General features: G+C 47.9%; 9 protein-coding genes. 6 read left to right on the top strand and 3 right to left on the bottom strand.

Annotated features, from left to right (window positions below):
• The first annotated feature begins 18 nt into the window (after positions 1 to 18).
• The 5 genes from glgB to glgP all read left to right on the top strand — a co-directional run bounded on the left by glgB (position 19) and on the right by glgP (position 9463).
• The gene (gene glgB, locus Q1A40_RS06625) at positions 19 to 2202 is read left to right on the top strand and encodes a 1,4-alpha-glucan branching enzyme (RefSeq protein WP_299998661.1); all 2184 of its coding nucleotides are present in this window, start codon (positions 19 to 21) and stop codon (positions 2200 to 2202) included.
• The gene (gene glgX, locus Q1A40_RS06620; RefSeq protein WP_299998660.1) at positions 2202 to 4184 is read left to right on the top strand and encodes a glycogen debranching protein GlgX; all 1983 of its coding nucleotides are present in this window, start codon (positions 2202 to 2204) and stop codon (positions 4182 to 4184) included. Before glgB ends, glgX begins: the two co-directional genes overlap by 1 nt.
• A 13-nt stretch (positions 4185 to 4197) precedes the next feature.
• Positions 4198 to 5481: a glucose-1-phosphate adenylyltransferase gene (glgC, locus tag Q1A40_RS06615; RefSeq protein ID WP_299998659.1), complete on the top strand. Its 1284-nt coding sequence runs from the start codon at positions 4198 to 4200 to the stop codon at positions 5479 to 5481.
• Between the two features lie 74 nt (positions 5482 to 5555).
• Positions 5556 to 6989: a glycogen synthase GlgA gene (gene glgA / locus Q1A40_RS06610; protein ID WP_299998658.1), complete on the top strand. Its 1434-nt coding sequence runs from the start codon at positions 5556 to 5558 to the stop codon at positions 6987 to 6989.
• Between the two features lie 26 nt (positions 6990 to 7015).
• Positions 7016 to 9463 (top strand): glycogen phosphorylase, encoded by a 2448-nt coding sequence (gene glgP / locus Q1A40_RS06605; protein WP_299998657.1) that lies wholly within the window; start codon positions 7016 to 7018, stop codon positions 9461 to 9463.
• Positions 9464 to 9501: 38 nt separating this feature from the next.
• Here glgP and Q1A40_RS06600 read toward each other — a convergent pair whose 3' ends face one another.
• From Q1A40_RS06600 to glpE, 3 genes are all read right to left on the bottom strand, one after another.
• Positions 9502 to 10266 (bottom strand): DeoR/GlpR family transcriptional regulator, encoded by a 765-nt coding sequence (locus Q1A40_RS06600; RefSeq protein WP_299998656.1) that lies wholly within the window; start codon positions 10264 to 10266, stop codon positions 9502 to 9504.
• 17 nt (positions 10267 to 10283) lie between these two features.
• Complete coding sequence (gene glpG, locus Q1A40_RS06595; RefSeq protein WP_299998655.1) at positions 10284 to 11105, bottom strand: rhomboid family intramembrane serine protease GlpG; 822 nt, start codon at positions 11103 to 11105, stop codon at positions 10284 to 10286.
• Positions 11106 to 11278: 173 nt separating this feature from the next.
• Positions 11279 to 11605 carry a thiosulfate sulfurtransferase GlpE gene (glpE, locus tag Q1A40_RS06590; RefSeq protein WP_299998654.1) on the bottom strand — a complete coding sequence of 109 codons (327 nt, stop codon included), beginning with the start codon at positions 11603 to 11605 and terminating at the stop codon, positions 11279 to 11281.
• A 241-nt stretch (positions 11606 to 11846) separates the two neighbouring features.
• On the opposite strand from glpE, the gene glpD reads away from it, so the two are divergent.
• Complete coding sequence (gene glpD, locus Q1A40_RS06585; protein ID WP_299998652.1) at positions 11847 to 13361, top strand: glycerol-3-phosphate dehydrogenase; 1515 nt, start codon at positions 11847 to 11849, stop codon at positions 13359 to 13361.
• Positions 13362 to 13364 lie beyond the last annotated feature (3 nt).

Below are 13364 nucleotides of genomic sequence, written 5' to 3'. Positions count from 1 at the left end.
TTAACAGGGAGATGTGCAATGTCTGTTTTGCCAGAGAAAGACGTGATTGATACGTTGATTGCAGGACATTTTGCCGACCCATTCTCTTTACTGGGGATGCATGAAACAGCGGCCGGGATTGAAGTTCGTGCTCTGTTACCTGATGCCAGCGATGTCTGGGTGATGGATAGCAAAACCGGGCGTAAAGTAGCCAAACTGAACTGTATTGATGCCCGCGGCTTCTTTAGCGGCGTGATCCCCAGGCGTAAAAACCCTTTTCGTTATCAACTTACCGTGACGTGGTTTGGTCAGGATGTACAAATAGATGATCCTTACCGCTTCGGCACATTGATCCAGGAGCTGGATAGCTGGCTATTATCTGAAGGAACCCACTTGCGTCCTTATGAAAGTTTGGGCGCGCATCCCCTGATGATGGATGGGGTTTCCGGTACGCGATTCTCAGTATGGGCTCCTAATGCACAAAGAGTGTCAGTGGTTGGTGAGTTTAATTTCTGGGATGGTCGTCGGCATCCCATGCGATTACGTAAAGAAAGCGGGATCTGGGAGCTATTTATTCCAGGCGTGCGGCAAGGACACTTATATAAATTTGAGCTGCTTGATACTCACGGGCAGCTACGTATTAAAGCTGACCCTTATGCTCTTGAGTCGCAAATGCGACCTGAAACGGCGTCTGTTATTTGTGGGCTACCGGAAAAAACGGAACTCAGTCCTGAGCGCCAGCAAGCCAACAATTTCTCCCGGCCAATTTCTATCTATGAAGTGCATTTGGGCTCCTGGCGACGCCATACCGATAATAACTTTTGGCTGAGTTATCGCGAACTGGCGGATCAGCTGATCCCTTATGTTAAAGAGATGGGCTTTACCCACCTTGAACTACTGCCAATTAACGAACACCCTTTTGACGGGAGCTGGGGCTATCAGCCGCAAGGCATCTACGCCCCGACCCGACGTTTTGGTCCTCGTGATGATTTCCTCTATTTTGTTAATGCCGCGCATGATGCCGGGCTGAATGTCTTGCTGGACTGGGTTCCGGGCCATTTCCCGACCGATGAAACAGGCTTGGCGCAGTTTGATGGAACGGCTCTCTATGAATATAGCGATCCGCGTGAAGGACGTCATCAAGACTGGGATACGCTGATTTATAACTACGGACGGCATGAAGTCAGTAATTATCTGGCCGGCAATGCGCTGTACTGGATTGAGCGCTTTGGTATTGATGGCTTACGTGTTGATGCAGTCGCATCGATGATTTATCGCGATTACAGCCGCAAAGAGGGGGAATGGGTACCCAATGAATTTGGTGGCCGTGACAATCTGGAAGCGATTGAATTTCTACGTAACACCAACCGGATTATTGGTGAGCAAACACCGGGTGCGGTGACAATGGCAGAAGAGTCGACCGATTTCCCGGGTGTCTCTCGACCACCGAGCATGGGAGGGCTGGGTTTCTGGTTTAAATGGAATTTGGGTTGGATGCACGACACCCTTGATTATATGAAACTGGACCCGGTTTACCGTCAGCATCACCACGATAAAATGACCTTCGGTATGCTGTATAACGGCACCGAAAATTTTGTTTTGCCCCTGTCACATGATGAGGTGGTACACGGTAAAAAATCGATTCTCGATCGCATGCCGGGTGATGTCTGGCAGAAATTTGCCAATTTACGCGCTTACTATGGCTGGATGTGGGCATTTCCCGGTAAAAAATTGCTGTTTATGGGGAATGAATTTGCCCAGGGGCGCGAGTGGAACCACGACAGCAGCCTTGACTGGCACTTACTTGAAGGTGATGACAACTGGCATAACGGGGTTCAGCGTCTGGTGCGTGACCTTAACTATTGCTATCGCGACCATGCGCCGATGTATGAACTGGACTTTGATGAAGCCGGTTTTGAATGGCTGGTTGTAGATGATTTTGCTAACTCGGTCTTTATCTTTGTACGCCGTGATGCAAAAGGCAATGAAGTGATTGTTGCCAGTAACTTTACGCCAGTACCCCGTTATCACTATCGCTTTGGTATCAACCAGCCAGGGCGCTGGCGCGAAGTGATCAACACCGACTCAATGTATTACCACGGCAGTAATAGCGGCAATGCAGGCATTATTGAGAGCGATGCGATAGCCAGCCATGCGCGCAGCGACTCGTTGAGCCTGACCTTACCACCGCTTTCGACCATCTGGTTGGTTAAGGAGCCGTAATGACAGCGATTTTAGAGGGAAAGTCAGTACCTTACGGTTCATTCTATGATGGTGAAGGCGTAAATTTTACTTTGTTTTCAGCCGGTGCTGAAAAGGTCGAATTATGCTTATTTGACAGCGAAGGCAATGAGCAACGCTATTGTTTGCCTGGGCGCAGCGGCGATATCTGGCATGGCTACCTGCCTGGTGTCAAACCTGGTCAGCGTTATGGCTATCGCGTTTATGGCCCCTGGTCATTACCCCGTGGTGAACGTTTTAATCCAGCCAAGTTGCTGCTTGACCCTTGTACGCGACAGGTGGCTGGAGGTGTAGAAAACCATCCTTCTTTCCATGATGACGCAGAGAACCCTGACCAGCAGGACAGTGCGCCCTGGATGGCCAAGTCCGTTGTTGTTGAAGATAACTTTGACTGGCAGGACGATAAACATCCCGCAACGCCATGGGGACAGACGGTTATCTACGAAGCCCATGTACGAGGCCTGACTCAGCTTCATCCCGATATTCCTGAAGCTTTACGTGGAACCTATGCTGCGCTCGGTCATCCCGTGATGATTGCCTATTTTAAACGTCTGGGCATTACGGCTATCGAGTTGTTGCCCGTGGCTGATTTTGTTACTGAGCCACGTCTGGCAACGCTCGGGCTGCAAAATTACTGGGGCTACAACCCACGCGCTTTTTATGCCGCTTCGGCTTCCTATGCCGTTGAAGGGAATTCAAGTCTGGCGGCGAATGAGCTGCGCGGAGCAATTAAAGCCCTTCATAAAGCGGGCATTGAAGTACTGCTCGATGTGGTGTTTAACCACAGTGCTGAATTGGACAGGGAAGGCCCGACGTTATCATTCCGCGGAATTGATAACCGCAGTTATTACTGGTTAATGGACAATGGCGACTATCAAAACTGGACCGGCTGCGGTAATACGCTCAATTTAAATCATCCGGGCGTTATGGCCCAGGTCATAGATTGTTTGCGTTACTGGGTTGAGAGCTTTCATGTCGATGGTTTTCGGTTTGACCTGGCAACAGTGCTCGGCCGGACACCCGAATTTCGCCCCGATGCCCCCCTGTTTGAAGCCATTAAAAATGACCCCTGCCTGGCGAAAGTGAAATGCATTGCTGAACCCTGGGATATTGGCCCAGGTGGTTATCAAGTGGGCAATTTTCCGTCCCATTTCGCTGAGTGGAATGACCATTTTCGCGATGAAACCCGGCGCTTTTGGTTGCAACACAATCTCTCAAACGGTGAGTTCGCTCGTCGGTTTGCCGCTTCCAGCGATCTCTATCGCCGTGGCGATAAGCGCCCTTCCAACACGATTAATTTAATCACTGCACATGATGGTTTTACCTTACGCGATTGTGTGAGTTTCAGTCAAAAACATAATCAGGCTAACGGTGAAAATAACCGTGATGGGAGCGGCAATAACTATAGTTATAACCATGGTATTGAAGGTTTGGAGGCCGACCAAACCATTGAGGACAGACGCCTGCGTAGTATCCAGGCGTTACTGACCACCCTGCTACTGTCTCAAGGCACACCGATGCTATTGGCAGGCGATGAGCGAGGCCATAGTCAGCAAGGTAACAACAATGCCTATTGTCAGAATAATGAGCTGACCTGGCTTGACTGGACGACGCAGGACGATGGATTAACGGATTTCACCGCGGCACTTATCCATCTTCGCAAGGCTCTGGCAGCACTCACCGATAACCAGTGGTGGGACGAAGGTGACGGACAAGTACGCTGGCTTAATCATGCAGGACAACCTTTAGCCATTGATGAATGGAATAACGGGATGCGCTGTTTACAAATTCAGTTATCAACTCAATGGCTTTTGCTTATTAACGCGACGGATGAAATCGCGGATATAACCCTGGCTGAGGGGGAGTGGTATGCAGTCTCTCCATTTGCCGGAAAAGATAACCAGGCTGTAATGACTTCATGGCAGTGTTCTGCACAGAGCGTGTGTGTGCTACAGCGGTCATGAAAGGAGAAAAATCATGGTTAGATTTGAGAAAAAGGACCCGTTAATGTTGGCACGCCAACTGCCAATTCAGTCTGTTGCATTAATTCTGGCCGGTGGCCGAGGGACCCGGCTTAAAGACTTGACGAATACACGTGCGAAACCTGCCGTTCACTTTGGGGGTAAGTTCCGTATTATCGATTTTGCACTCTCCAACTGCATTAACTCAGGTATCCGCCGGATTGGGGTTATTACTCAGTATCAGTCTCACACCTTGGTTAAACATATTCAACGCGCCTGGTCTTTCTTTAGTGAAGAGATGAATGAGTTTGTCGACCTGTTGCCTGCACAGCAGCGCGTTGGTGGCGAAAACTGGTATCGTGGTACTGCTGATGCGGTCACTCAGAATCTGGACGTTATCCGTCGCTATTCGGCTAAATATATTGTCATTCTGGCGGGAGATCATGTTTATAAACAAGATTACTCCCGCATGTTGATAGACCACGTAGAAAAAGGCGCCCGCTGTTCAGTCGCCTGTATTCCTGTTCCGGTGACAGAAGCTTCAGCTCTTGGGGTTATGGCTGTCGATGAAACCTCGAAGATTATCGATTTTGTCGAAAAGCCTGAATACCCACCCACTATGCCTGGCGACGATACCAAGTCCCTCGCCAGTATGGGGATTTATATTTTCGATGCTGACTATCTCTTTGAGCTTCTTGAAGAAGATGACCTTGATGAAAACTCCAGCCATGATTTTGGTAAAGATATCATCCCTAAAGTAACCCTGTCTGGTGAGGCCTACGCCCACTCCTTTACGCTCTCTTGTGTTCAATCTGATCCGAATGCTGAACCTTACTGGCGTGATGTCGGTACGCTTGAAGCTTACTGGAAAGCAAACCTTGATCTGGCCTCTGTAACGCCAGAGCTGGATATGTATGACAATAATTGGCCGATTCGTACCTATATTGAATCTCTGCCACCGGCTAAGTTTGTCCAGGATCGTTCAGGTAGCCATGGTATGACGCTGAACTCCCTGGTATCCGGAGGCTGCATAATCTCCGGTTCCGTAGTTGCTCAGTCAATACTGTTCTCGCGTGTTCGCGTGAACTCATTTTGTAATATAGATAGCTCAATTTTATTGCCTGACGTGGTGATCGGCCGCTCTTGCCGCTTGCGCCGCTGCATTATCGACCGGGCTTGTGTTATTCCTGAGGGAATGGTGGTTGGAGAAAATGCGGTAGAGGATGCTCAGCGCTTCTATCGTTCAGAAGAGGGCGTTGTACTGATTACTCGTGAGATGCTGAGGCGGCTTAAGGACTGACACGCTATTAGCGATACGCCGTTTTGTCAGATGGCAGGGAGGCCAACAACATAGCAATGAATACGGGAGTGAGAATGCAGGTCTTACATGTGAGCGCCGAAATGTATCCGCTGCTTAAAACAGGCGGACTGGCAGATGTACTGGGTGCATTACCTGCGGCACAAATTGCCGATGGTTGTGATGTCCGCATATTATTGCCTGCTTTCCCGGATATTCTGGCGGGCGTGAGCGATCGACAAGTCGTCGCCAGGCGAGATACTTTTGCCGGTCATATCCGCTTACTTTATGGATATTTCAATGGGATAGGTGTTTATCTGATAGACGCCCCGCATCTTTATTCCCGTCCGGGTAGTCCCTATCATGACGAGAATCAGTATGCTTATTCCGACAACATCATACGTTTTGCGCTACTGGGCTGGGTGGGGGCTGAAATAGCTTGTGGACTCGATCCGTACTGGCGGCCTGAAGTGGTGCATGCTCATGACTGGCATGCAGGATTAACCCCCGCCTATCTTGATGTTCGTGGGCGTCCGGCCAAGTCGGTATTTACGGTACATAATCTGGCATATCAGGGACTGTTTTACGCACACCACATGCGTGATATTGAACTACCTGCATCCTTTTTTGATATTAATGGGTTGGAATTCTATGGCCAGATATCCTTCTTAAAAGCCGGGCTCTATTACGCTTCGCATATTACCGCAGTCAGTCCAACCTATGCCCGTGAAATTACTGACCCTAATTATGCCTATGGTATGGAAGGATTACTCCGTCAGCGTCACTCTGAAGGTCGGTTATCCGGCATTCTTAATGGGGTCGATGATAAAATATGGAACCCTGCTTCTGATGAATTGCTGCCTGCCATCTATGAGCGCGAAAAATTGACAGGGAAAGCCGAAAATAAACGACAGCTTCAGATCTCTATGGGGCTGACGATTAATCCCAAAGCCCTGTTATTTACCGTTGTCAGTCGTTTAACCCCGCAAAAAGGGCTGGATTTACTGCTGGAAGCGTTGCCAGAGATACTCGCAAAAGGCGGGCAACTGGCATTACTGGGAGCGGGGGATGCGGTATTACAGGAAGGATTCCTGGCTGCAGCAGCGCAATACCCGCAACAGGTTGGGGTGCAGATTGGCTACCATGAAGCTTTTTCCCACCGTCTTATCGCGGGTGCTGATGTTATTCTGGTACCCAGCCGTTTTGAACCTTGTGGACTGACTCAACTCTATGGCCTGAAATACGGCACCTTACCGCTGGTTCGTCATACTGGCGGGTTGGCTGATACCGTTTTTGACTCTTCGCTGGAAAATTTGTCAGAAGGGACTGCGACCGGATTTGTCTTTCCGGACAGTGATGTGAACTCTTTAATGTGTGCAATTCGACGTGCCTTCGTTCTGTGGTCTCGCCCGGCACTGTGGCGTTTTGTCCAGCGTCAGGCCATGAGCATGGATTTTAGCTGGCAAGTTGCAGCGCGGTCTTATCGCGACCTTTATCAACGTCTAATGTAGGTGTACACCTAACAGGAATCGTCATAATGAATCCACGCTTAACTTTTTCTTCACCCGCCTCAAACAGTGAGGCGTTGAAACATTCAATTGCCTATAAATTGATGTTTATGCTGGGAAAAGACCCTACTGTTGCCAATAAACATGAATGGTTGAATGCTACGCTATATGCAGTACGCGATCGGCTGGTTGAACGTTTGTTGAAATCGACCCGAGCCGGAGTATCGCAAGAAGTGCGACAGGTTTACTATTTGTCGATGGAGTTCTTGATTGGTCGTTCACTCTCTAATGCCATGTTATCTTTAGGTATTTATGATGAAGTGAACAATGCCCTTGAAGAGATGGGATTATCACTGGAAGAACTTATCGATGAAGAAAACGATCCCGGATTGGGAAATGGGGGGCTGGGACGGCTGGCCGCGTGCTTCCTTGATTCACTGACAACCCTCGGCTTACCTGCCCGGGGTTATGGTATCCGCTATGACTACGGTATGTTTAAGCAAAGCATTATTGATGGTCGTCAGAAAGAGTCACCGGACTACTGGCTGGAGTATGGTGCCCCCTGGGAATTTAAGCGTTACAGTACCCGTTATACCGTGCGTTTTGGTGGCCGTTTACAAATGGAAGGGGCCAATGTGAAGTGGCTGGAAACCGAAGAGATCCTGGCTGTTGCCTATGATCAAATTATTCCAGGTTACGACACCGATGCAACGAATACACTCCGTCTCTGGAGTGCTCAGGCAAGTACTGAGATCAATCTGGGTAAATTTAACCAGGGGGATTATTTTGCAGCGGTAGAAGATAAAAACCATTCAGAAAACGTTTCGCGGGTGCTCTATCCTGATGACTCAACCTATTGCGGGCGTGAGCTACGCTTACGGCAGGAGTATTTTCTTGTCTCTGCGACGGTTCAGGATATTTTATCTCGTCATTATACGACGCATAAAACCTTTGATAATCTGACGGATAAAATCGCTATCCACCTCAACGACACGCACCCAGTGTTGTCGATTCCTGAACTGATGCGACTGCTTATCGATGAACATAAGTTTCAGTGGCAGGACGCGTTCGATACTGTCTGCCAGGTCTTCTCCTATACTAACCATACATTACTGGGGGAAGCGCTTGAAACCTGGCCTGTTGATATGCTGGGCAGAATTTTGCCGCGTCATTTACAGATAATCTTCGAAATTAACGACTATTTCCTCAAGGGTGTACAAAAACAGTTCCCAGGGGATAATGAGTTATTACGGCGTACCTCGATTATCGAGGAAGGTGGTGAACGTCGGGTTCGTATGGCGTGGTTAGCGGTAGTGGCAAGCCATAAAGTGAATGGCGTCTCTGCACTGCATTCAAATCTTATGGTGCAGTCATTATTTGCTGATTTCTCCCGCATCTTCCCGAACCGTTTCTGTAACAAGACGAATGGCATTACGCCACGTCGCTGGCTGGCGTTAGCTAACCCGGCGCTTTCCACTGTGCTGGATAAAAATATTGGCCCTAACTGGCGTACTGACCTTAATTTACTCAGTGGACTGCAAGAGTTTATTGATTTTCCACAGTTCCATCAGGATGTCAGTAAGGCCAAGCTGGAGAATAAAAAGCGTCTGGCGCTCTATATTGCCGAGCATCTGGATGTCATTGTTAATCCAAAAGCAATGTTTGATGTACAAATCAAACGTATCCATGAATATAAACGTCAGTTGATGAATGTGCTGCATGTCATCACACGCTATAACCGCATAAAGGCCGATCCGACAGCGGCCTGGGTACCACGCGTTAATATTTTTGCCGGTAAAGCCGCCTCTGCTTACTATATGGCAAAACATATTATTCATTTAATCAATGATGTAGCAGCCATTGTGAATAACGATCCGCAGGTAAAAGATAAGCTGAAAGTGATCTTTATTCCCAACTATAGCGTCAGTCTGGCTCAGTTGATCATTCCGGCGGCCGACTTGTCTGAACAGATCTCGCTGGCGGGAACTGAAGCATCAGGCACCAGTAATATGAAGTTTGCTTTAAACGGTGCTCTTACCATCGGGACTTTAGATGGAGCAAATATCGAGATCCGTGAGCATGTTGGGGAAGAGAACATCTTTATCTTTGGCCACACTTCCGATGAAGTCGATGAACTACGCCGTAAAGGGTATAACCCGCGTGAATACTACGACCAGGATGAAGAACTGCATCAGGTACTGACACAAATTGCGACGGGTACCTTTAGCCCTGACGAACCTGGGCGTTACCGTGATCTGGTGGACTCTTTGATAAACTTTGGCGATCACTATCAGGTTTTGGCTGATTACCGAAGCTATGTTGAATGCCAGGAAGAGGTTGATAAGCTTTATAAACAGCCTGAGGTTTGGACGACGCGTACCCTGAATAATATCGCCAATATGGGGTATTTCTCATCGGACAGAACTATCCAGGAATATGCCGACGATATCTGGCATATCAAACCGGTAAAATTGTAGTACCTTGCTTCCCCTCCCGCTAACGGGAGGGGAAGTCATCAGCATAATTCCAGCTGAATATTATTATCTTTGATTACCTGCATAATATCCGCCGGAGGCAATGCATCGGTGTAAATGGCATCGACCAGATTGATACTTCCAAGATTAACCATCGCATTACGACCAAACTTCGAGTGATCCACTACCAGAAGGACATTGCGTGAGTTTTCAATAATGGCGCGTTTAGTGCGGACTTCATGGTAATCGAACTCAAGCAGTGAGCCGTCGCTGTCGATACCGCTGATCCCGAGAATACCGAAATCGAGACGAAACTGGGAAATAAAGTCGAGTGTCGCTTCGCCAATAATCCCACCGTCCCGGCTCCGTAATTCACCACCCGCAAGAATGATTCGAAAATCTTCCTTGACCATCAGTGTTGTCGCTACATTCATATTGTTGGTCACGATACGCAGATTATTATGCTCCAGCAAAGCATGAGCAACGGCTTCTGGCGTAGTGCCGATATCAATAAATAAGGTGGCACCATCAGGAATATTGCTGGCGACACACTGAGCAATGCGAGCTTTCTCAGCGGTTTGTGTCTCTTTTCTGTCATGCCACGGTGTGTTAACTGAACTGGACGGGAGTGCCAGGGCTGCGCCACCATGATGACGCAGAATCATATTCTGGTTGGCTAAATCGTTCAGGTCACGGCGAATAGTTTGTGGACTAACGGCAAACTGCTCTACCAGTTCTTCAGTACTGACATAGCCCTGCTGTTTCACCCGTTCAATAATCGCGTCATGGCGTTGTGTTTGCTTCACAATCAACTCCGTCGTTGTTATGTTCGTTTTCGCAAATTCAGGGTGTCACCCAGCGCCATTGCCAGTCCGACCAAGAAACCTGTCAGATGTGCGGGTAGCACAACGGACTGAGTAAAATATTCTATCACTAGCCAAATAATCGCGAATATCAGTAACCCGCGTTGCATTTGCAGACCCCCTTCAGGATCTCTTTGCCCGCGTAACCAGACATAGCCCATCAGCGCAAAGACTGTGCCTGACAGACCACCGAACAGGGGGCCGTAAAAGGCGGTTTGCATAAAGCCACTGAGCAGAGAAGCGATAAGTGTCAGGGTAATTAATTTACCTGTACCCAGACATTTCTCCAGAGCACCGCCTAAGTACCACCACCATAACAAATTAAATACCAGTTGCAGTGCAGAAAACTGAAGTAACGAATGGCTGAAATAACGCCAGACCTGGTAGTGCTGTTCAGGGGTAATAGGCCAACCCAGAGCATATAACAGTGACTGGTAACCGGTAAGACTGATAACGACAAACAGTATTGCACAAGCTGCCATCACAATCAGGGTGAACGGACCCGCACGTGAAATCAATGTGGCGAAAAAAGGGTAACGTTTATAGCTAAAGCCAACGTTACTTTGCCCGGTGCTCCAGCTAGCGGCCTGATAGCGTGGGTCGGCGGGGTTATCCAGAAACTGTTTCAACTGTGTACGAACTTGCAGTTCTTTACTCTCATCCGCCAGCCAGATATCAGTTTGTGTATGCTGCTGAATAGTAAGAGTAATACCCTGAGTTGCAATATAGTCGACAAAAGCCTGCGCAATACGTGGATTGGCGAATGAGGTGATCATTATCATAAGTGTATAACCTGATTCATCTTAATACCCATTATTGTATATATTCAAAGAGTTATATCACGTCTCCCGCCAGACTTGCGGAGCATTTCTCTTCTTTGTTTGTAATACGAATAATTCAGGGCACAAATAATAGGACCAAGCAGCATAACGATAAGTCGTTATGGCCGAGAGCTTTATGCGTGACTCTCGACTTCTGCCGGAAATTGACGATGCCAGCCATCAAACCCACCATCAATGCTATACACTTGTTCGTAGCCTTGCTGCAGTAAATACTGCGCTGCACCCTTGCTACTGTTGCCGTGATAACACATCACCATCACCGGGACATCGAAGTCATGCTGTTGCATAAATTCAACCAAGGTGTCATTGGTAAGATGGTATGCCCCGGGAGTATGTCCGAGTGCAAAGCTTTGCGGGTCACGAATATCAACTAACACAGCCTGTTTGTGCTGCAACTTCTGATGCGCGTTTTCCAGACTAATACATTCAAATTGATCCATAAGTAATCCCATAAATAAAAAATAATTAACAGGCATAGCCCTGACTGATGCAAGTGAGCTCCGAAACCGTAGTCAGACCTGTGACGGCTATATTAAGGCATAACGCTTTTACATGCTGATATTATCGTCATTGTGCCATCGATATCACAGAGAATGTTTTTTCATTATCTAAGTTCGTTCAGTATTGCTATTATGAGCGTTATTGAGTGTTTTTGGTTCTTATCGAAAGTTCGGGGGCGGCATGGAAATAAAAGATCTTATTGTTATTGGCGGAGGTATTAACGGCGCAGGGATCGCAGTAGATGCTGCTGGCCGTGGGCTATCTGTGCTAATGCTGGAAAAAAATGATTTAGCATGTGCCACTTCATCTGCGAGTTCAAAGCTGATTCATGGTGGTTTACGCTACCTTGAACATTATGAATTTCGTTTGGTAAAAGAAGCACTTGCTGAACGTGAAGTGTTACTTAATATGGTCCCTCATCTTGCTTTCCCGATGCGATTCCGTCTGCCCCATCGTCCACACCTTCGTCCTGCATGGATGATCCGGATCGGCCTTTATCTCTACGATAATTTAGGTAAACGTACGAGCCTTGCTGCCTCGAAAGGCGTGCGATTTGGTCAAGATTCAGTGTTAAAACCTGAAGTAACACGCGGTTTCGAATATTCTGACTGCTGGGTTGACGATGCCCGTCTGGTGTTAGCGAATGCACAAATGGTGGTACAAAAAGGCGGAGAAGTTAAAACCCGTACCCGTGTAACCAAAGCATGGCGTGAAGAAGGTCTCTGGGTTGTTGAAGCCGAAGACAGTGATAGCGGCGAACAGTTTCGCTGGCATGCAAAAGGGCTCGTCAATGCTGCAGGCCCTTGGGTAAAAAGCTTTTTCGATGAAGGGCTGGGGCTAACATCGCCTTATAACATTCGCCTCACCAAAGGTAGCCACATTGTTGTTCCACGCGTCCACCAAGAAGAGCAGGCCTATATTCTGCAAAACGAAGACAAACGAATTGTGTTTGTTATTCCGTGGCTGAATGATTTTTCTATTATTGGTACGACCGATGTGGAATACCACGGCGATCCGCAGACTGTCACTATTGATCAATCTGAAATTGACTATTTGCTCCAGGTTTACAATGCCAATTTTAAGAAGCAACTCAGTGAAAAAAATATCGTCTGGAGTTACTCAGGGGTGCGTCCTTTGTGTGACGATGAGTCAGATTCACTACAGAATGTGACACGCGATTACACCCTGGATATTCAGGATGATAACGGTAAAGCGCCTTTACTGTCGGTATTTGGCGGCAAACTGACGACTTATCGTAAACTTGCAGAGCATGCACTGGATAAACTGCATCAATATTATCCTGAAAGCGGTGAAGCCTGGACGAAAACCAGTCGTTTACCTGGCGGGGATTTGGGCTGTTCCTGTGATGAGTATGTCACCGTCCTGCGTCGTCGTTATGACTGGATTAGTGAATCTCTGGCTTATCGTCTGGCACATACTTACGGAACAAAAAGCGAACAGATCCTTGGGGATGCTAACCATGCGGGCAGACTCGGTGAATATTTCGGTCGTGGTTTATATGAAGCAGAACTGCGTTATTTAGTTGACCATGAGTGGGTCCGCTGCGCGGAAGATGCTATCTGGCGCCGGACTAAGCTTGGGATGCGATTACATAAGCAACAGCAAATCCGTATCGAGCAGTGGATAAGCCAGTACCTGACTCAGAAATCGGTATGGGGTCAGGCGGCTAAATAGTAT

Origin of the sequence: uncultured Cedecea sp. (assembly GCF_947498825.1) — a bacterium.
In the GTDB taxonomy this organism is placed as follows: Bacteria; Pseudomonadota; Gammaproteobacteria; order Enterobacterales; family Enterobacteriaceae; genus JGM124.
This window is presented reverse-complemented; position numbering and strand designations above follow the sequence as displayed.